Source organism: Pseudomonas sp. 21LCFQ010, from assembly GCF_024129905.1.
GTDB lineage: Bacteria > Pseudomonadota > Gammaproteobacteria > Pseudomonadales > Pseudomonadaceae > Aquipseudomonas.
The window spans coordinates 109992-129059 of record NZ_JAMYDZ010000008.1 but is presented as its reverse complement, the minus strand read 5'-3'; the positions used below and the strand labels follow the sequence as shown (position 1 = coordinate 129059).

The following is a 19068-nucleotide window of genomic DNA, read 5'->3' as shown; positions in this document are numbered from 1 at the left end:
ATTCAATGCAAGCAGCGCGCAACCTGGCTCGCTACGTACCGCTGGTCAGCCTGATGAGCCTTCTGGGCTCGCTTCAGGAGGCCGTGGCCGGTTCCTACGATGGCTCGCCGCAGGTCGCCGAGTTCGTCGCCGAGATGACCCGCGACTACGGCTTTGCCGGCGAACAACTGGTGGGTGTGTTCCGTGATGTGGAGCGCAAGCAGGCAATTCTCGATGCGATTTCCCGGCCAGCAGAGCGGGTCAAGCCGTGGAAAGAATACCGGCCGATGTTCATCACCGAGGCGCGGATCGCCCGTGGCGTGGATTTCTGGCGTCAGCACGAGGCCACCCTGGCACGCGCCGAGCGCGAGTACGGAGTGCCTGCCCAGGTGATTGTCGCGATCATCGGCGTAGAAACGTTTTTTGGTCGTAATACCGGTAATTACCGGGTGATCGATGCACTTTCGACCCTGGGTTTCGACTATCCGCCACGCGCCACATTCTTTCGCAAAGAGCTGCGCGAGTACCTGCTGCTGGCCCGTGAACAGCAGATCGACCCGCTGACCATCAAGGGCTCCTATGCCGGGGCGATGGGCCTGCCGCAGTTCATGCCCAGCAGCTTTCGCGCCTATGCGGTAGATTTCGACGGTGATGGCCATATCAACATCTGGACTGATCCGGACGATGCCATCGGCAGTGTTGCCAGTTATTTCAAGCGTCACGGCTGGGCAGCGGGCCAGCCAGTGGTCAGCCGCGCCAATGTCTCGGGCGCGCAAGCCGAGCAGGGCCTGAGCCCCGGACTTGATCCGGTCATGAGCCTTGGAGAGTTGCGAGGCCTGGGCTGGGCAAGTCATGATGCGCTGCGCGATGACCTGCCAGTGACCGCGTTTCGCCTGGAGGGTGACAACGGGCCCGAATACTGGATAGGGTTGAACAATTTTTACGCGATCACTCGCTATAACCGGAGTGTGATGTACGCCATGGCCGTGCATCAGCTCTCCGAATCTCTGGTTCAAGCTCGAGGCGTCAAGTAATGCGGGCAAGTACCTCATTCAAACTGCTGGTGTACGTCGGGATCGGCCTGGTGCTTGCCAGCTGCTCGTCGTCCAGCCGCTCACCGCAACACAGCGGCAGTCAGGCCGTGCGCTCTGCGCCGGGGCTGGACATCAACCGCGCCCACAAGGATGGCGCGCCATGGTGGGATGTGGATATCTCGAAGATTCCCGACGCCACCCCGACCCTGCACACCGGTGCTTTCAAGGCCAACCCCTACACCGTGTTGGGCAAGAGCTATTTTCCGATGAACGATGGCCGACGCTATGTGGCCACCGGTACGGCATCCTGGTACGGCACCAAGTTCCACGGCCAGAACACCGCCAACGGCGAAGTCTATGACCTGTATGGCATGAGTGCCGCGCACAAGACTTTGCCGCTGCCGACCTACGTGAAGGTCACCAACCTCGACAACAACCGCACTGTGGTACTGCGGGTCAACGATCGCGGGCCGTTCTATTCGGACCGGATCATCGACCTGTCCTATGCTGCGGCCAAGAAGCTCGGCTATGCCGAAAGCGGCACGGCGCGGGTCAAGGTCGAAGGCATCGATCCTCAGGAGTGGTGGGCCCAGCGTGGCCGCTCGGCGCCGTTGATGATGGCCCAGGCACAGCCGGCTCCCAAGCCCGCCGCGCCGGTGATCACTGCCTCGGCCGGAACCATCGAGCAATGGACGCCACCGCCTCAGCAACACGCTGCGCCGCCTGTACCGTTGCAGGACGAGGCAAAAAAAAACGCTTCAGGATCAGCCGATGGGCTGTTTCTCCAGGTCGGAGCCTTCGCCAATCCGGATGCTGCGGAGCTGCTGCGCTCGAAGCTGAGCACGATGGTCCGCGCACCGGTGTTCGTCAGTTCCATCGCCCGCAACCAGCAGACGCTCTATCGCGTGCGGATGGGGCCGGTGGCGACGCAGGGTGAGGCCCAGCAACTGCAGGACAGCGTAAGGTCGGCCAACCTGGGGCAACCCAGCGTGGTGACTGCCGATTGATCCACCGCTGCCGGCGACATGTGCGCCGGTGGTGCGCAGCGTGCCTCAATCTGCCGTGCAGAGCAGGAGGCGGCGTTGTAGACGGCAATGCCCTGTGGGGCTTGCCTGCCAGGTTTGGCCTGGCATTACGGGACCTCGTGGGCGGCGCTGCCTGCGACGGATCCTTGAGTTTTGCCCGCGAGGGCATATCTGCCCATTCAGCAATTTCGAGAGACGGATGAACATCACAACCTTCGCAAAACGTCTGTGCCTGCTAGTGCCACTGATGATCGCCCCCACTGCATGGGCCGTAGAGCAGATGACACCGGCTGCACCGCAGTTGGCCGCCAAATCCTACGTGCTGATGGATGCCGCCAGCGGTAACGTTCTGGTGGAGAGCAACGGCGACCAGCGTCTGCCGCCAGCCAGCCTGACCAAACTGATGACCGCCTATATCGCGACCCTGGAAATCCGTCGTGGCCAGATCGGTGAAAACGACCCGGTAACCGTCAGTGAAAATGCCTGGCGCACCGGTGGCTCGCGGATGTTCATCAAGGTTGGCAGCCAGGTCAGCGTCAGTGATCTGCTGCACGGGGTGATCATTCAGTCGGGTAACGACGCCAGTGTGGCGATTGCCGAGCACATCGCCGGCAGTGAAGACGCGTTTGCCGACCTGATGAACAAGACCTCGGCCGACCTCAAGCTGACCAACACCCACTTCATGAACCCCACCGGCCTGCCGCACCCGGAGCACTACTCCTCGGCGCACGACATGGCCAAGCTGGCCCGCGCGATCATCAACGAAGATCCGGCGCACTATGCGATCTACTCGCAGAAAGAGTTCTTCTGGAACGGCATCAAGCAGCCTAACCGTAACCTGCTGCTGTGGCGCGACAAGACGGTCGATGGCCTGAAGACCGGTCACACCGAAGAGGCCGGCTACTGCCTGGTGTCGTCGGCGGTACGTGATGGCACCCGTCTGATCGCCGTGGTGTTCGGCACCAACAGCGAGCAGGCCCGTGCGGCTGAAACCCAGAAGCTGCTGACCTACGGTTTCCGTTTCTTCGAAACCCAGAACTTCTACCAGAAAGGCCAGGAGCTGGCCCAGGCTCCGGTCTGGAAAGGTGCAACACGTCAGGTCAAGGCTGGCCTGGCGTCGGATCTGAGCCTGACCATGCCTAAAGGGCAAATGAAGAAGCTGTCGGCCAGCATGACCATGAATCCGCAGCTCATCGCGCCTATCGCCAAAGGCGATGTTATCGGCAAGGTCGAAGTGCGCATGGACGACAAAGTGATACACACCGCTGACCTGATCGCACTCGATGCTGTTGAGGAAGGTGGCTTTTTCCGCCGCGTGTGGGATAGCATTCGCCTGTTCTTCTTCGGCCTGTTCAATTAATTCGGGTTCGCACGCAGATCGCGAGCCTGGGTCAGGCAAGCCGCCCCGTTACGGCGCCTGACCCCGCGTAACCGATTATTGTGTGTGCCCTGATCAATGCCGATCTTTTCGCCGCTTGTCCTTGCCAGGGACCAGCGGCGTGTCCGTCTTTACGGCTTGTGAGACCTTTACTGCCATGACCGATACCGACGTCCAGTCGCCAAAAATCGAGTTTCCCTGCAACGACTACCCGATCAAGGTGATCGGTGATACCGGTGTGGGCTTTACTGATACCGTGATCGAGATCCTCAGCAAGTACGCCACGGTGGATATCGACACCCTGGCCGAGCGCCAAAGCAGCAATGGCAAGTACACCACGGTACAACTGCACATCGTCGCCACCGGCGAAGAGCAATTGCGCGATATCAACAGCGCCTTGCGCGCGACAGGTATCGTGCACATGGTGCTCTGATGAGCGATGTACTGGGCATTCGTGAACTGGGTCTGGTCGATTACCGCCAGGCCTGGCAAGCGATGCAGCGTTTTACCGACACCCGTGGCCGCGAGGCTGCCGATGAGGTCTGGCTGGTCGAGCACCCGCCGGTATTTACCCAGGGGCAGTCCGGCAAGGCCGAGCATCTGCTGTTGCCCGGAGATATTCCGGTCGTGCAGGTCGATCGTGGTGGCCAGGTGACTTATCATGGCCCTGGCCAACTGGTTGCCTATCTGCTGCTGGATGTCCGGCGCAAGGGCTGTGGTGTTCGCGATCTTGTCACCCGGATCGAGAACAGCCTGATCCAGTTGCTGGGCAGCTACGGTGTTACTGCAGCGGCCAAGGCCGATGCACCAGGTGTCTATGTCGACGGCGCGAAAATCGCGTCGCTCGGCCTGCGCATTCGCAACGGTTGTTCGTTTCATGGCCTGGCGTTGAACGTCGACATGGACCTGGAACCGTTCCGGCGCATCAATCCCTGCGGTTATGCAGGGCTGAAGATGACCCAGCTGAGCGAACATGCCGGGTCAATAGAATTTGCCGAGGTAAGTGCCCGGCTGCGTGCGCAGCTCGTCAGACACCTCGACTATGCTGAGCAGGCGACCCTTACGGGCGGAATAGACTGATATGACTGAAACCGTGCAAACCCTGATCCCCGCGCTCGACATCTCCGAACGCGCGCCCCGTCCCAAAGTCGAAGCCGGCGTGAAGCTGCGCGGCGCGGAAAAAGTCGCACGCATCCCGGTCAAGATCATTCCGACCGTAGAACTGCCGAAAAAACCCGACTGGATTCGCGTCCGTATCCCGGTTTCGCCGGAAGTCGACCGCATCAAGCAATTGCTGCGCAAGCACAAGCTGCACAGTGTCTGTGAAGAGGCGTCCTGCCCGAACCTTGGCGAGTGCTTCTCCGGTGGCACCGCGACGTTCATGATCATGGGCGACATCTGCACCCGCCGTTGTCCGTTCTGCGACGTGGGCCATGGTCGTCCGAAGCCACTGGACGTCGATGAGCCGCACAACCTGGCGGTGGCCATCGCCGACCTGCGCCTGAAGTACGTGGTGATCACCTCCGTCGACCGCGACGACCTGCGCGACGGCGGAGCCCAGCACTTCGCTGACTGTATCCGCGAAATCCGCGCGCTGTCGCCCAACGTGCAACTGGAAACCCTGGTGCCCGACTACCGTGGGCGGATGGACGTGGCCCTGGAAATCACCGCAGCCGAGCCGCCGGATGTGTTCAACCACAACCTGGAAACCGTACCGCGCCTGTACAAGGCTGCGCGGCCGGGTTCGGACTATCAGTGGTCGCTGACCCTGCTGCAACGCTTCAAGCAGATGGTGCCGCATGTACCGACCAAATCCGGTCTGATGCTGGGCCTGGGCGAGACCGACGACGAAGTGATCGAAGTCATGCAGCGCATGCGCGAACATGACATCGACATGCTGACCCTGGGTCAGTACCTGCAACCTTCGCGCAACCACCTGCCGGTGCAACGCTTCGTACACCCCGACACCTTTGCCTGGTTCGCCGAGGAAGGCTACCGCATGGGCTTCAAGAACGTCGCCTCCGGCCCGTTGGTCCGCTCTTCGTACCACGCTGACGAGCAAGCCAAGATCGCCAAGAAAGCCCTGTGATCCCAGGCTGAAAAGCAAAAGGGCCGGATAGTGATATCCGGCCCTTTTTATTTGTGCTGTCTGTTGCTGTTGATTGCGCGTGCTCCTGGAGCCGATATTAGCCAGGCGCCGCCCAATGCCGGATCGGCGTCGTGGCAGACAACTGCAGCAGACGGCTTATCGCAAGCCGCCCCGGCCGATCTGAATCAGGATGCGGGCTTGCGCAGGGCGTTGAGCAACTCATGGGTCGGATAGCCGTCCGCCGGCCAGCCAAAGGCCTGCTGGGCGCTACGGATCGCCTTGCGGGTATTGGCACCGATTATCCCGTCCGGCGCGCCAGCGTCGTACTGACGGGCACTGAGCAGGCTCTGCAACTCGATACGCTCGGAGCGGCTCAAGGGCAGATCGCTCTTTGGCCAGTTGCCTACGATAAAGCCTGCACCCTTGAGCCGATCGGCCAGCAGGTTGATCGCCATCGCGTAGGACGTCGAGTTGTTGTACTTGAGCACGGCGCGGAAGTTATCCAGCACCAGGAAGGCCGGGCCACGATAACCCGCTGGCAAAAGCAACGAGGCCTGTTGCTGGCTGGCCGCCAGCGGCAGCGCCGAGCCGTCGGGCAGTTTGACCCCCAGCGCCTGCCACTGCGCCAGGTTCTTGCGCACTGTCGGGTCGGCCAGGGCATAGTCGAAATCGCCGCCCAGCACCACCTCATAACCCCAGGGCTGGCCACGTTGCCAGCCTGAGCTTTGCAGGTAATGGGCAGCGGATGCCAGGGCATCGACCGGGCTGTTCCAGATATCACGGCGGCCGTCACCGTCGAAGTCCACCGCATGGGTGTGGTAAGTGGTGGGCATGAATTGGGTCTGGCCCATGGCGCCGGCCCAGGAACCCAGCATGCGTTCCGGGGTGATATCACCTTGCTGAAGAATCTGCAGTGCCGCGAGCAACTGGTTTTGCGCGAAGGCCGGGCGCCGACCTTCGTAAGCCAGGGTCGCCAGCGAGCGGATCACCGACTGTGAGCCCTGGAACTGGCCGAAGTTGCTCTCCATGCCCCAGACCGCGACCAGCGCCTGGCGGTCTACGCCATAGCGCTGCTCAATGCTCTGCAGCTCGCTGGCGTACTGGGTCAGCAGCGCCTGGCCCTTGCGCACCCGGGAATTGGAAATGGCGTTATCGAGGTACTCCCACACCGGCCGGCTGAACTCGGGCTGGCTGCGGTCGGCCTTGACCACGCTCATGTCCGGAGTCACGCCGGCGAAGGCCTTGTCGAACACCTCACCACGGATACCGGCCTGCAAGGCCTGGTTGCGAAAGCCCGACTGCCATTCGGCAAAGCTGATGGTCGGCGCGATCGCCAGATTCTGGTCGACCTGCAGTGGAGCGACTGGCGTCAGAACCGCTGGAGCGTTGGTTTTGCTGGTTTGCAGAGGCGTGGCATCGGCGGCGGTGGGCTTTTCAGCGCAGGCGACCAGTGCAACGAGGCTGGAGGCGGCGATCAGCTGGCGCAACGGCCAGGGCTGGGTCAAACAGAAATGCATGCTGGGGTCCAGAAAGGAATACCGTTTAGATGCAGACCTTAACATGCCCGCAACGTTGCAGGGGCTTGGAAAGTAACGGCATTTATCAAGCCGCCATAAAGCAGGAAGCCTCCCAGTTTTTTGACTGGAAGGCTTCGCGCTGGTAACTGCCTTTGCCCTTGGCCGGGCGTTCCTGACGACAACGGAACAGTGGCTGGGCGACGATAGACTTGGCTTTGTTGGGCCGTTTTTTCTGGCTCATGGCAGGATTCCCCGGTGGGTTGAACGGGGCGCATCATCAGGCTTGTGGGCGGCGTTGTCCAATAGCTCTGCACTATCATGCAGACCGCCACTGCAAGAGCGGCTTTGGTCGCAATAGTGTTCAGTCAAGTGCTTTATGCCCCGCTGGACGCGAGCTTGGTCTGGGCAGCATACCGACAAAGAGGACAGCGAAAACACTGCATCTGCCGTGACTTTACCGGCCCCTTCACGAGCGAGCTCGTTCCCACCAAGGCATGCAGCGCTTATCCGAACAGTTCGTGATGCGAGGCTTTCGCGGCTGAAGCCGCTGCTACTCGGCAGGCAGTGCCAGGCGCTGGCCTGCCATCAAGAGTGCCAGGCGGCCCAGGCTGCTCCAAGCCGAGCCTGGTGCCTGGCCCTTGATCTGCTCATCAATGCGCTGGGCTTCGAGCAACAGCTGGTTCCAGCGCTTGCTGGACAGCCGTTGCAGGGCTTTGCTCATCAGCGGCTTGCGTTTGTCCCAGACCGGCGGGCGCGCTGAGCTGAACACCTTGTCCAGCGGCATGCCCTGGCTGTATTGCATGGCCATGGTCGCCAGCGAGCGCAGCTCGCGGGTCAGGGCCCAAAGCACAACCGGCGTCTCTACGCCCTCGCCGCGCAACCCTTCGAGAATACGCAGCGCATGCGCGGCTTCGCCATTGAGCACCGCGTCGGTCAGGCCGAACACATCGAACCGCGCGCTGTCAGCCACCGCAGCCTGCACGGTGTCCACCGTGATCTGGCCGGCTTCGGCCATCAGCTTGAGCTTTTCGATTTCCTGGGCGGCAGCCAACAGGTTGCCTTCGACCCGTGCGGCAATCAGTTCCACCGCGTCCTGGGTGGCGGCCAGCCCGGCCTGGGACAGGCGTTGGCGGATCCATTGCGGCAACTGGCCGGCGTCCACCGGCCAGATCTGGACGAACTGGCAGTGTTGGCCGTCGATCAGTGCCTTGCCCCACTTGGTTTTCTGCGCGCTACCGTCAAGCTTGGGCAGGCTGATCAGCAGCAGCGTGTCTTCAGCCGGGCGCGAGCAATACTCGATCAGCGCCGCAGCGCCCTTGTCACCGGGCTTGCCCGAGGGCAGGCGCAGTTCCAGCAGGCGTCGTTCAGCGAACAGCGACAGGCTGGCGCCGGCCTGGAGCAGGGTGCCCCAGTCGAAGTTGCTGTCGGCGCTGAACACCTGACGTTCGTCGAAGCCTTGCAGGCGCGCTGCTGCACGAATGGCGTCAGCAGCTTCCTGGCAAAGCAGGGGGTCATCGCCACTGATCACATAGACCGGTGCGAGAGTCCCTTGCAGGTGTTTGCCGAGTTGGGCGGGGGCGAGTTTCATGGTCAGGCAGCGTCGGGGCCAGCGTACTGGCCCCTGAGGCTTAGCGGCCGGGGATTTCGATAGGCGACTGCTGAGGTGTTTCGTCACGCAGGCGCTGGGCCTCCTGACGCGCTTGTTCCTCGGCACGGGCCACTTCATCAGCCTGGGCTTGCAATTGGTCCAGACGCTGCGGAGTCAACTGTTGCAGACGGGCCAGCATGCGCTGTACCAGATCGTGACGCATTTCCTGACGGATCTGCGCGGCTTCCTGGTCGGAGCCGGTCAGGTTGTTGCCGTCGTGAACATAAATGCGATCGACAGAGATCTTGTCAGCCAGCAGGAAGCGATCCTGGATACCGCGAATTTCGTAGTTGAGGGTCGAGGTCAACTGGTTCTCGGCAGAACGGCCAGAGCCGGAGTAACTGGCGGTACGCTGGGTCTCGGCTTCGTTGACCAGGACCAGTTTGTACTGTGCGCCGGTGTAGACCTTGACGCCGCCGGCGGTGAGCAGGCGATTGAGCTGGGTGACGGTCTCGCCGTAAGCATTGCGGGCGCTTACGTCCAGCTCGGTGATGCTCAACTGGTTGGTGCCGGTACCACGCAACTGGAAGCCACAGGCACTCAGTACCACGGCCATGCCGATCACCAGCAGATTGCGTTTGATCATCTTGATACTCCCCTTGAACCCGTATGGGCACGCTGTGCGTACCCTGGAAATTGGCGGGCGCCCGGACCGGCCGGGCGCCTGGCTCATCAGCTTGCGACGATATTGACCAGTTTTCCTGGCACGACGATGACCTTGCGGATGGTCAGGCCGTCGAGGAAGCGCAGCACGTTTTCGTTGACGCGGGCGGCGGCTTCGACTTCTTCGCGGCTGGCACTGGCCGGCACTTCGATATGGCCGCGCAGCTTGCCGTTGACCTGAACCACCACTTGCAGGCTGTCCTGCACCAGAGCACTTTCATCCAGTACCGGCCAGGCTGCATCGATCACGGCGCCGGCATGACCGAGCTGTTGCCACACCACGTGGCTGATGTGCGGGGTGATCGGTGCGAGCAACAGGGCTACGGTTTCCAGCCCCTCTTGCAGCAAGGCGCGGTCCTGTTGGCTGGCTTGCGAGGCTTTCTCCAGCACGTTCATCAAGGTCATTACCTGAGCAATGGCGGTGTTGAACTTGTGGAACTGACCAACATCGGTGCTGGCCTGCTTGATGGCCGCATGGATGGAGCGGCGTACCGCTTTCTGTGCGTCGTCCAGTGCGCTGCTATCCAGCTTGCCTGGCAGGCCCTGGCTGACGTGGGCATGGGCCAGGCGCCAGACGCGACGCAGGAAGCGGCTTGCTCCCTCGACACCGGAGTCGGACCATTCCAGGCTCTGGTCAGGCGGCGAGGCGAACATCATGAACAGACGGCAGGTGTCGGCACCGTAGGCGTCGATCATCGCCTGAGGGTCCACGCCGTTGTTCTTGGACTTGGACATCTTCTCGGTGCCGCCGATTTCCACCGGCAAGCCATCGGTCTTCAGGCGTGCGCCAATGATCTTGGCTTTGGCGTCGCGCTCGACTTCGACGTCGGCCGGGTTGAACCAGTCCTTGCCGCCGTTGCTGGCGGTGCGGTAGTAGGTCTCGGCGACCACCATGCCCTGGGTCAGCAGGTTCTTGAACGGCTCGTTGGAAGTGACCAAGCCTTCGTCGCGCATCAGCTTGTGGAAGAAGCGCGCATACAGCAAGTGCAGGATCGCGTGTTCGATACCGCCAATGTACTGATCGACCGGCAGCCAGTGGTTGGCCGCTTTCGGATCGACCATGCCGCCTTCGTAGTTGGGCGAGGCATAGCGGGCGAAATACCACGACGACTCGACGAAGGTGTCCATGGTGTCGGTTTCGCGCTTGGCTGCAGTGCCGCATTTCGGGCAGATGCACTCATAGAACTCAGGCATGCGCGCCAGTGGCGAACCGGCGCCGTCGGGCACCACGTCTTCGGGCAGTTTTACCGGCAGTTGATCTTCGGGCACCGGTACATCGCCGCAGGACGGGCAGTGGATGATCGGGATCGGGCAGCCCCAGTAGCGCTGGCGGCTGATGCCCCAGTCGCGCAGGCGGAACTGGGTCCGGGATTTGCCCAGTTGCTTGCTGATCAGTGCCACTTCGATGGCGTCGAAGGCACCCTGGAAGTCCAGGCCGTCGAACTCACCGGAATTGATCAACTGGCCATGCTCGCCATAAGCGGCCTGCCAATCGCTACCGACCTCGTCGCCAGCGCTGGTGCGCACCACGGCCTTGATCGGCAGGTTGTACTTGCGGGCAAATTCGAAGTCGCGCTCGTCGTGGGCCGGTACGGCCATGACCGCGCCGTCGCCGTAGTGCATCAGCACGTAGTTGGCGACCCACACCGGCAGTTTCTCACCGGTCAGCGGATGCTCGACGAACAGGGCAGTGGGCATGCCCTTTTTCTCTTGGGTGGCAACGTCGGCTTCGGCGACGCTGCCGCTCTTGCATTCTTCGATGAACGCCTGCAGCGCCGGGTCGTTGACGGCGGCCTGGGTGGCCAGCGGGTGCTCGGCGGCCACCGCCACGTAGGTGGCGCCCATCAGCGTGTCGGCACGGGTGGTGAAGACTTTCAGCGCGCCGGCGTGGCCGATGCTCGCCTGGTCATAGGGGAATTGCACTTCCATGCCGCGGGATTTGCCGATCCAGTTGCGCTGCATGGTTTTGACCTGCTCAGGCCAGCCCGGCAGTTCGTCGAGGCTTTCGAGCAGTTCGTCTGCGTAGTCGGTGATGCGGAAGTAGTACATCGGGATTTCGCGCTTTTCGATCAGCGCGCCCGAACGCCAGCCACGGCCGTCGATGACCTGCTCGTTGGCCAGTACGGTCTGGTCCACCGGGTCCCAGTTGACGGTGCCGTTCTTGCGATAGATCACGCCTTTTTCGAACAGGCGGGTGAACAGCCACTGCTCCCAGCGATAGTAGTCGGGCTTGCAGGTGGTCACTTCGCGGGACCAGTCGATTGCCAGGCCCAGGCTGTTGAGCTGGGACTTCATGTAGGCAATGTTTTCGTAGGTCCATTTGGCCGGCGCGACGTTGTTCTTCATCGCGGCGTTTTCTGCCGGCATGCCAAAAGCGTCCCAACCCATCGGTTGCAGGACGTTCTTGCCCTGCATGCGATGGTAACGGGCAATCACGTCACCGATGGTGTAGTTGCGCACATGACCCATGTGCAGCTTGCCGCTGGGGTAAGGAAACATCGACAGGCAGTAGAAAGTCTCCTTGCCTGGCTGTTCACTGACTGCAAAAGACTTTTGCTCATCCCAGAAGGATTGGGCGGCGGCTTCGATTTCGCGGGGCTGATAGAGTTCGTGCATGGCTGCTTTTAACTAAGGATTGGTGACCCTTGGCCTCTTCATCGCTTCGCCGAGTCGTTCGGCACCCGGCACGAGGGCTGGGCGCTGCGTTCCGGCTCAGGAGAGCGCAAGTGGAGTGACAGGAAACGCCGTAGCATACATGAGCGCTGTCTATCGAGGGAAACCCTGATTGCGCTGGCGAGCGGCAAAAAAACCGCCCAGCGTCGCATTCGCTGGCCAGTTCCTGCCGTTTGTCGCAGTTTCCCGCCTGTTTCAATAGCAGCGCTAAGCTCAACAACGAGGGTATGTTCTATCTTCAAAGAGGTGAGCGGATGACAGAGTTGCAGCACACAGTAGTCACTTCTGAGCTGTATGAACGTTTGATCAATCGACTCGGGCTTGCGCTGGAAACGGCCAGCACAGCAGTCCGGCTTCGCAATGAGTTACCCGATGAGCTTGAACTTGATGGGTTGAGCGATGCTGAATTCGAGTGGATCGAGGCCTACCTTGAAAAAGGCGTGAAGGCGGCAAACGGGGCTGTTAAGGGTAAGTCAGAGGGCAGCTTCAATGATGCACCGGAGCGATCCGTGCCAGTCAGGGTGTCGCAGGATTTGGCCAGAGTCATCTGGCTCGAAGACAAGAGGCGGACCAACACCGTGGCCAGATCGGGCCGTTATTCACAGAATATCTTCAAGTTCTGATCATCGCGGGCTGCGGGCCCGTTCAGCAGGCATTGTTGCCTGGCACCAATCAATCTAGGCTTCGGGCATCGATGGAGATGCCCGATGCCTTTGCGTTATCTGTTCAAAACCCTGCTGTTACCTCCGGGTGTTCTGTTGCTTCTGCTTGTGCTGGGCTGGTGGCTGCGTCGTTCGCGACCGCGCCTGGCCTTGCTGTGCTGGGTGACGGGGCTGGGCGGCTTATGGTTGATGAGCCTGCCGGTGGCGGTCGAGCAGGCTGCCCGGCAACTGGAGCGGGTGCCGCCACTGGCGCTTGAGCAGTGGACGACACTTGCCGGCCAGGCCGATGTAATCGTGGTGCTGGGCAATGGCCGTGAGCGCAACGCGCCGGCCTGGGGTGAAGATGTGCCCACCGACATGGGCCTGCAACGCTTGCAAATGGCCGCACGCCTGGCCAAAGCCAGCGGGCTGCCACTGCTGGTCAGCGGAGGTCTGCATTACGGCCAGCCGCCCAGTGAAGCGCGGATCATGAGTGATGTATTGAACCGGGATTTCGGCGTCAGTGTGCGCTGGCTTGAAGAGCGCAGCCGCACTACCTGGGAAAACGCGACCATGACCGCGCAGCAACTGGCGCCGTCGGGATTGACCCGCGTGGTGCTGGTCACCCAGGCCTGGCACATGCCCCGCGCACGCTGGAGTTTCGAGCAGGCTGGCTTTACGGTGATCGGCGCGCCGGTGGGCTTTCTGGGCGTGGACAATGCCCGACCTTTCGGCGGCTGGTTACCGGAGAGCCGTGCCTTTGGCCAGAGCGCCCTGCTGCTTAACGAAGCAGCAGGAGCACTGGTGTATCCGTGGGTGTATCCGTAACCCGCGGCGGTTATGCTGCTTTGCGGCGGGTGATGAACGCCCAGCCCAGCAACACGGCGCAGACAATCCCCAGTGGCCAGGAGCGCCAGCGCAGGTACGGGGTCAGGTGATGCATCGGCACCACCTCGCCATACAGCACGCCACGTTCGAACTGCGGAATTTGCCGGGTGATGCGGCCATACGGGTCGATCAGGGCGGTGACCCCGTTGTTGGTGGCGCGGATCATCCAGCGGCCTGCTTCAAGGGCGCGCATCTGCGCCATCTGCAGGTGCTGCAGAGGGCCTATCGAGGTGCCGAACCAGGTGTCGTTACTCACGGTCAGCAGCAGGTCGCTGCGGGCGGCCAGGCTGGCCGCGAACTCCGGATAGACCACTTCGTAACAGATATACGGCGCGATCTGGTAACCCTTGGCCTGCAACAGCGCCTGGTCATTTGGCCCGCGGGCAAAGTCCGACATTGGCAGGTTGAAAAACTCGATCAGGCCGCGCAGCAGATCCTGCAGCGGTACGTACTCGCCGAAGGGCACCAGTTTCTGCTTGAAGTAAGTGCCGTCACCCTCGCCGGTGACGGTGATCGCGTTGTAATAGCGGTACTCGCCGCGGCCGCTGAGTTCGCGCACCGGCACGCCGGTAATCAGCGCCGAACGTCGCTCGCCGGCGAAGTTGCCCATCATGCTCAGGTAACCTTCGGCCATTTCCTTGAGCACCGGTACGGCAGTTTCCGGCCAGACAATCAAGTCGACCGGTTGCGAGCGAAAGGTCATGTCGCGGTACAGCGCCAGTTGCGCGTTAAGGTGCGCCGGGTCCCACTTGAGCATCTGTTCGACGTTGCCTTGCAGCGCCGCGACGGTCAGGGGGTTGCCGGAGGGCGAAGTCCAGGCATGATCCTTCAGGGCCAGGCCTGCTGCCCAGGGACCGAGCAGCAGTACGACTGCCGCCGCCAGTAACGAGGGCTGGTTGCGCAGGCGCGGCAGGTTGCACAGCAGCGCAACGCTCAAGGCGAGGGCAAAGGACACCAGCCAGACGCCGCCGACCGGTGCCAGCCCGGCCAATGGACCATCGAGCTGGCTATAACCCGAGTACAGCCACGGGAAGCCGGTCAGGAACCAGCCGCGGAAAGTTTCCTGCAAAACCCACAGGGCAGCGAACGCCAGCGCATCGGCCAGCGGCCGCTCGCTGCGTCGCAGCCAGCGTGCCCAGAGCCAGGCTGGCAGGGCGAAGAACAGGGCGATCAGTGCGATGAACAGCAGCATCAACAGGCCTGCCAGCAGCGCCGAAGCGCCACCGTAGGTGTTGATGCTGACGTAGATCCAGCTGGTCCCCGCGCCAAACAGGCCGAAGCCGAAACACCAGCCCCGTACCAGCGCCTGACGCGGACTCACATCGCGCAGGCCAAGGTAGAACAGTGCAATGGCAACCATGGCCAGCGGCCAGATGTCGAACGGCGCCAATGCCAGGGTGGTGAGGCCACCGGCCGCCACGGCCAGCAGGTTACCGGGCCAGCCGGGGCGGGTGATCCAGCGCATCAGGTTTCCTTAATAGAGACGGCTCATACTCTTGAAACAGGGCTCAGGCGCAGCAGGTGAATGCGGCGGCTGTCGGCATTGAGAATGCGGAAACGGTAGGCGCCGATCTCGGTGGTCTCGTTGCGCTTGGGCAGATGGCCGAAAGCATTCATGACCAGGCCGCCGACGGTATCGAACTCGTCGTCGGAAAACTCGCTGTCGAAGAACTCGTTGAAGCTCTCGATAGGGGTCAGGGCCTTGACCAGAAAGTCACCGCTGGGCAATGGCTTGATGTAGCTGTCTTCCTCGACGTCGTGCTCGTCTTCGATGTCGCCGACGATCTGTTCCAGCACGTCTTCGATGGTCACCAGGCCCGCCACGCCGCCGTATTCGTCAATGACGATGGCCATGTGGTTGTGATTGGCGCGAAATTCGCGCAGCAGCACGTTGAGGCGCTTGGACTCGGGCACGAACGTGGCCGGGCGCAGCAGGTTCTTGATGTCGTCGGGGTTGCTGTCCTGCTTGAGGATCAAGGGCAGCAGGTCCTTGGCCAGCAGCACGCCAAGCACGTCATCGTGGCTCTCGCCAATGACCGGGTAACGCGAGTGCGCGGCGTCGATGACGGCCGGCAGGAATTCATGCGGGCTTTGCGTCGCCTTGATACTGATCATCTGCGAACGCGGAACCATGATGTCGCGCACCTGCAGGTCTGCGACCTGGATGGCGCCTTCGACAATGGCCAGCGCCTCGCTGTCGAGCAGTTTGTTCTGGTGTGCTTCGCGCAGCAGCTCAAGCAGCTCCTGGCGGTTTTTGGGCTCGTGGGCAAAAGCCTGGGTCAATTTGCCCAGCCATGACTTTTGCCCGTTGCTCGATCGATCTTCGCTCATGGCCCTTACTCGTGGTCCTTGCGTGGTGTGTCTGAATGTTGGGGTTCGTCGCTCTCGTCGTCCGCGTAGGGATCCGGGTAGCCCAGCTCCTCAAGCAACGTTCGTTCCAGCGCTTCCATTTCTTCGGCTTCCTCATCGTCGATGTGGTCGTAGCCGAGCAGGTGCAGGCAACCATGGATAACCATGTGCGCCCAGTGCGCATCAACGCTCTTGCCTTGCTCCTGCGCTTCGCGATTGACCACTGCCACGCAGATGACCAGATCGCCAAGCAGCGGAATATCCAGCAACTCGTCAGGAACGTCCGCCGGGAACGACAGAACGTTGGTGGCGTAATCCTTTTGCCGCCAGATGTGATTGAGCTCGCGGCCTTCGGTTTCATCCACCAGCCGGATGGTCATTTCCGAGTCGGCCTTGCGCTGGCGCAAGCCCATTTCACACCACAGGCGAAACTGGGCTTGAGTCGGTGCCGCATCCTTGCTGGCGATTTGCAGGTCCAGCTCAAGCATCGCGGTCGCTGCCCCGCTGGTTCGTGGCCGGGTCGGCGTGCTGCGTTTCGAAGCGCTCGTAGGCCTCGACGATGCGTTGCACCAGAGGATGGCGCACGACATCTTTGGGCTTGAAGTGGGTGAAACTGATGCCCGGCACGTCCTTGAGCACCTCGATGACGTGCGCCAGGCCCGATTTTGTGCCGCGTGGCAGGTCGACCTGGGTGATGTCACCGGTGATCACGGCGGTGGAGCCGAAGCCAATACGGGTCAGGAACATTTTCATCTGCTCGACGGTGGTGTTCTGACTCTCGTCGAGAATGATGAAGCTGTTATTAAGGGTGCGACCACGCATGTAGGCCAGCGGAGCAATTTCGATGACCTGCTTTTCGATCAGCTTGGCTACGTATTCGAAACCGAGCATCTCGTAAAGCGCATCGTAGAGCGGACGCAGGTAGGGGTCGATCTTCTGCGCCAGGTCACCGGGCAGAAAGCCCAGCTTCTCGCCGGCCTCAACTGCCGGACGCACCAGCAGGATGCGGCGGATCTGCTCGCGCTCCAGCGCATCGACGGCGCAAGCCACCGCCAGGTAGGTCTTGCCGGTGCCGGCCGGACCGATGCCGAAGTTGATGTCGTTGCCGAGAATCGATTTGACGTAGCGCTGCTGGTTGAAACCCCGCGGCCGGATCATGCCTTTTTTGGTCCGCAGCGCGACACTGGGGTCAGCGGCGGGACCGGCATTCATGGCCTCGATGCCCGATTCCTGGAGGAACAGATGCACCATGTCCGGGGTCAGGTCAGAGCCTTTGGTCTCCCGGTACAGCAAGCGCAGCAGGTTTTCCGCAGAAGACGTGCGTTGGGCGTCGCCGATCAGCTCGAACTGATTGCCCCGGTTACGGATCTCGATATCCAGGCGCTGTTCGATCAGGCGCAGATGCTCGTCGAATTGTCCGCACAGGTTGGCGAAACGATGGGCCTCGAAAGGTTCGAGGATGAAACGATGAGGTTCTATGGGTGCGTTCAAGGTCTTTTTTAGCCGCCCGACGGCTGTTGAATTGAACTGAAGAATAACCCCAGTGTTCGCTGTGGGAAAGCTCTGACTTGTAATTGGTTGGCAGCGAGCGGGGTGATCCGCCCAGGCCGAGGTCGCCCTTACAGGGTAATGCCGATCAGTCAAGGACAACACGGTCCTGTGGGAGGCAGCTTTGCTGGCGACTGCTCTGGTGAGGCCTGCGCAAATGCACCGGCTTTACTGGCCCTGTCGCGAGCAAAGCTCCCTCCCACGGGGGCGAGCCAAGCCCGATAGTTGCCTTACTGCAACAACGACCCACGCAACGAGTGCGGCTGCGCATCATCAATATGCACATCGACAAAGTGCCCGATCAACCGCGGGTTGTCACACGTAAAGTTGACGATGCGATTGTTCTCGGTACGCCCCTGCAACTGCCCCGGGTCCTTCCTGGAGTAATCGGTCACCAGAATCCGCTGGGTGCTGCCGACCATTTGTCGGCTGATCTCAAAGCCCTGCTGATTCAGACGGTGCTGCAAGGCATTAAGCCGCTGCTTCTTCACCTCTTCGGGGGTTTCGTCCTTCAGGTCGGCGGCCGGCGTGCCAGGGCGCGGGCTATAAATGAACGAGAACGAGAAATCGAAGCCCACATCCTGAACCAGCTTCATGGTGTTCTCGAAGTCTTTCTCGGTTTCGCCAGGAAAGCCAATGATGAAGTCCGAACTGATGCAAATGTCTGGCACCGCCGCCTTGAGCTTGCGCAACCGCGACTTGTACTCCAGCACAGTATGGTTGCGCTTCATCGCCGCCAGAACCCGGTCAGAGCCTGACTGCACCGGCAGGTGCAGGTGTTTGACCAGTTCCGGCACCTCGGCGTGGGCCTGGATCAGGCTGTCGGAGAACTCCAGCGGGTGCGAAGTGGTGTAGCGAATCCGGTCGATGCCGTCGATCGCTGCGACCACCCGAATCAGGTCGGCCAGATCGGCCACGCTGCCGTCCGGGTTGGTGCTGCGATAACCGTTGACGTTCTGGCCCAGCAAGGTGACTTCGCGCACACCGTTCTCGGCCAGGTGAATGACTTCACCGATCACGTCATCGAACGGTCGGCTGACTTCCTCGCCACGGGTATAGGGCACCACACAGAACGTACAGTATTTGCTGCAGCCTTCCATGACCGACACATAAGCGGTCGGGCCATCGACCCGCGGCTCGGGCAAATGGTCGAACTTTTCGATTTCCGGGAACGAAACGTCAACCTGCGGTTCACGGCTGACCCGTGCGGCGTCGATCATTTCCGGCAGGCGGTGCAGGGTCTGTGGACCAAACACCACGTCGACATAAGGGGCCCGGTCGCGGATGGCCGCGCCTTCCTGGCTGGCGACACAGCCGCCGACAGCAATGACCATTTCCGGGTTGGCCAGCTTCAGTTCGCGCCAGCGGCCCAATTGGGAATACACCCGATCCTGGGCGCGTTCGCGGATCGAGCAGGTATTGAGCAGAATCACGTCGGCATCTTCGGCACGTGCGGTGACTTCCAGGGCTTGATGCTCGCCCAGCAGGTCGACCATGCGCGAGCTGTCGTACTCGTTCATCTGGCAACCGTGGGTTTCGATATAAAGCTTCTTGGCCATGCTCAAATAATCTGCTGATTCAAAGAACCGCGCATTATAGGGATGAACTGTGCCGTCTTCTAGCGTTGCCGGTCTGA

General features: G+C 61.5%; 18 protein-coding genes. 8 read left to right on the top strand and 10 right to left on the bottom strand.

Annotated elements, in window-relative coordinates:
* The first annotated feature begins 5 nt into the window (after nucleotides 1-5).
* The 6 genes from mltB to lipA all read left to right on the top strand — a co-directional run bounded on the left by mltB (nucleotide 6) and on the right by lipA (nucleotide 5505).
* Entirely contained in the window at nucleotides 6-1013 is a 1008-nt protein-coding gene (gene mltB / locus NJC38_RS12030) for a lytic murein transglycosylase B (protein ID WP_045487345.1), read from the top strand.
* Nucleotides 1013-2020 (top strand): septal ring lytic transglycosylase RlpA family protein, encoded by a 1008-nt coding sequence (locus NJC38_RS12025; RefSeq protein ID WP_045487348.1) that lies wholly within the window; start codon nucleotides 1013-1015, stop codon nucleotides 2018-2020. Before mltB ends, NJC38_RS12025 begins: the two co-directional genes overlap by 1 nt.
* A 217-nt stretch (nucleotides 2021-2237) precedes the next feature.
* A complete protein-coding gene (locus NJC38_RS12020; protein ID WP_045487351.1) occupies nucleotides 2238-3398 on the top strand; it encodes a D-alanyl-D-alanine carboxypeptidase family protein in 1161 nt (386 codons plus the stop codon).
* Nucleotides 3399-3573: 175 nt separating this feature from the next.
* Nucleotides 3574-3849, top strand: a complete 276-nt coding sequence (locus NJC38_RS12015) for a DUF493 domain-containing protein (RefSeq protein ID WP_045487354.1) — start codon at nucleotides 3574-3576, stop codon at nucleotides 3847-3849.
* Nucleotides 3849-4496, top strand: coding sequence for a lipoyl(octanoyl) transferase LipB (lipB, locus tag NJC38_RS12010; protein WP_253114945.1), 648 nt, complete (start codon nucleotides 3849-3851; stop codon nucleotides 4494-4496). The genes NJC38_RS12015 and lipB overlap by 1 nt, the downstream gene beginning before the upstream one ends.
* Before the next feature lies 1 nt (nucleotide 4497).
* Nucleotides 4498-5505, top strand: coding sequence for a lipoyl synthase (lipA, locus tag NJC38_RS12005; RefSeq protein ID WP_045487360.1), 1008 nt, complete (start codon nucleotides 4498-4500; stop codon nucleotides 5503-5505).
* Nucleotides 5506-5690: 185 nt separating this feature from the next.
* Here the strand turns inward: lipA and NJC38_RS12000 are convergent, their stop codons facing one another.
* From NJC38_RS12000 to leuS, 5 genes are all read right to left on the bottom strand, one after another.
* A complete protein-coding gene (locus NJC38_RS12000) occupies nucleotides 5691-7022 on the bottom strand; it encodes a lytic murein transglycosylase (protein ID WP_045487362.1) in 1332 nt (443 codons plus the stop codon).
* A gap of 85 nt (nucleotides 7023-7107) precedes the next feature.
* Nucleotides 7108-7263, bottom strand: a complete 156-nt coding sequence (gene arfA, locus NJC38_RS11995) for an alternative ribosome rescue factor ArfA (RefSeq protein ID WP_253114943.1) — start codon at nucleotides 7261-7263, stop codon at nucleotides 7108-7110.
* Nucleotides 7264-7572: 309 nt separating this feature from the next.
* Nucleotides 7573-8610, bottom strand: a complete 1038-nt coding sequence (gene holA, locus NJC38_RS11990) for a DNA polymerase III subunit delta (protein ID WP_045487367.1) — start codon at nucleotides 8608-8610, stop codon at nucleotides 7573-7575.
* Between the two features lie 40 nt (nucleotides 8611-8650).
* Nucleotides 8651-9256 carry an LPS assembly lipoprotein LptE gene (gene lptE / locus NJC38_RS11985; protein ID WP_253114940.1) on the bottom strand — a complete coding sequence of 202 codons (606 nt, stop codon included), beginning with the start codon at nucleotides 9254-9256 and terminating at the stop codon, nucleotides 8651-8653.
* An 86-nt stretch (nucleotides 9257-9342) separates the two neighbouring features.
* Nucleotides 9343-11949, bottom strand: a complete 2607-nt coding sequence (gene leuS, locus NJC38_RS11980; RefSeq protein ID WP_253114938.1) for a leucine--tRNA ligase — start codon at nucleotides 11947-11949, stop codon at nucleotides 9343-9345.
* Between the two features lie 311 nt (nucleotides 11950-12260).
* Between leuS and NJC38_RS11975 the strand changes: the two genes are divergently transcribed.
* The gene (locus NJC38_RS11975) at nucleotides 12261-12629 is read left to right on the top strand and encodes a hypothetical protein (RefSeq protein WP_045487376.1); all 369 of its coding nucleotides are present in this window, start codon (nucleotides 12261-12263) and stop codon (nucleotides 12627-12629) included.
* 84 nt (nucleotides 12630-12713) lie between these two features.
* Entirely contained in the window at nucleotides 12714-13475 is a 762-nt protein-coding gene (locus NJC38_RS11970; protein ID WP_253114930.1) for a YdcF family protein, read from the top strand.
* A gap of 10 nt (nucleotides 13476-13485) precedes the next feature.
* Here the strand turns inward: NJC38_RS11970 and lnt are convergent, their stop codons facing one another.
* From lnt to miaB, 5 genes are all read right to left on the bottom strand, one after another.
* Nucleotides 13486-15000, bottom strand: coding sequence for an apolipoprotein N-acyltransferase (gene lnt, locus NJC38_RS11965; protein ID WP_253114929.1), 1515 nt, complete (start codon nucleotides 14998-15000; stop codon nucleotides 13486-13488).
* Nucleotides 15001-15023: 23 nt separating this feature from the next.
* Nucleotides 15024-15866, bottom strand: coding sequence for an HlyC/CorC family transporter (locus NJC38_RS11960; protein WP_045487388.1), 843 nt, complete (start codon nucleotides 15864-15866; stop codon nucleotides 15024-15026).
* Nucleotides 15867-15871: 5 nt separating this feature from the next.
* Nucleotides 15872-16372: an rRNA maturation RNase YbeY gene (gene ybeY, locus NJC38_RS11955; RefSeq protein ID WP_045487392.1), complete on the bottom strand. Its 501-nt coding sequence runs from the start codon at nucleotides 16370-16372 to the stop codon at nucleotides 15872-15874.
* A complete protein-coding gene (locus NJC38_RS11950) occupies nucleotides 16365-17375 on the bottom strand; it encodes a PhoH family protein (protein WP_253114927.1) in 1011 nt (336 codons plus the stop codon). Before NJC38_RS11950 ends, ybeY begins: the two co-directional genes overlap by 8 nt.
* 287 nt (nucleotides 17376-17662) lie before the next feature.
* Entirely contained in the window at nucleotides 17663-18991 is a 1329-nt protein-coding gene (miaB, locus tag NJC38_RS11945) for a tRNA (N6-isopentenyl adenosine(37)-C2)-methylthiotransferase MiaB (RefSeq protein ID WP_045487398.1), read from the bottom strand.
* Nucleotides 18992-19068: the final 77 nt, after the last annotated feature.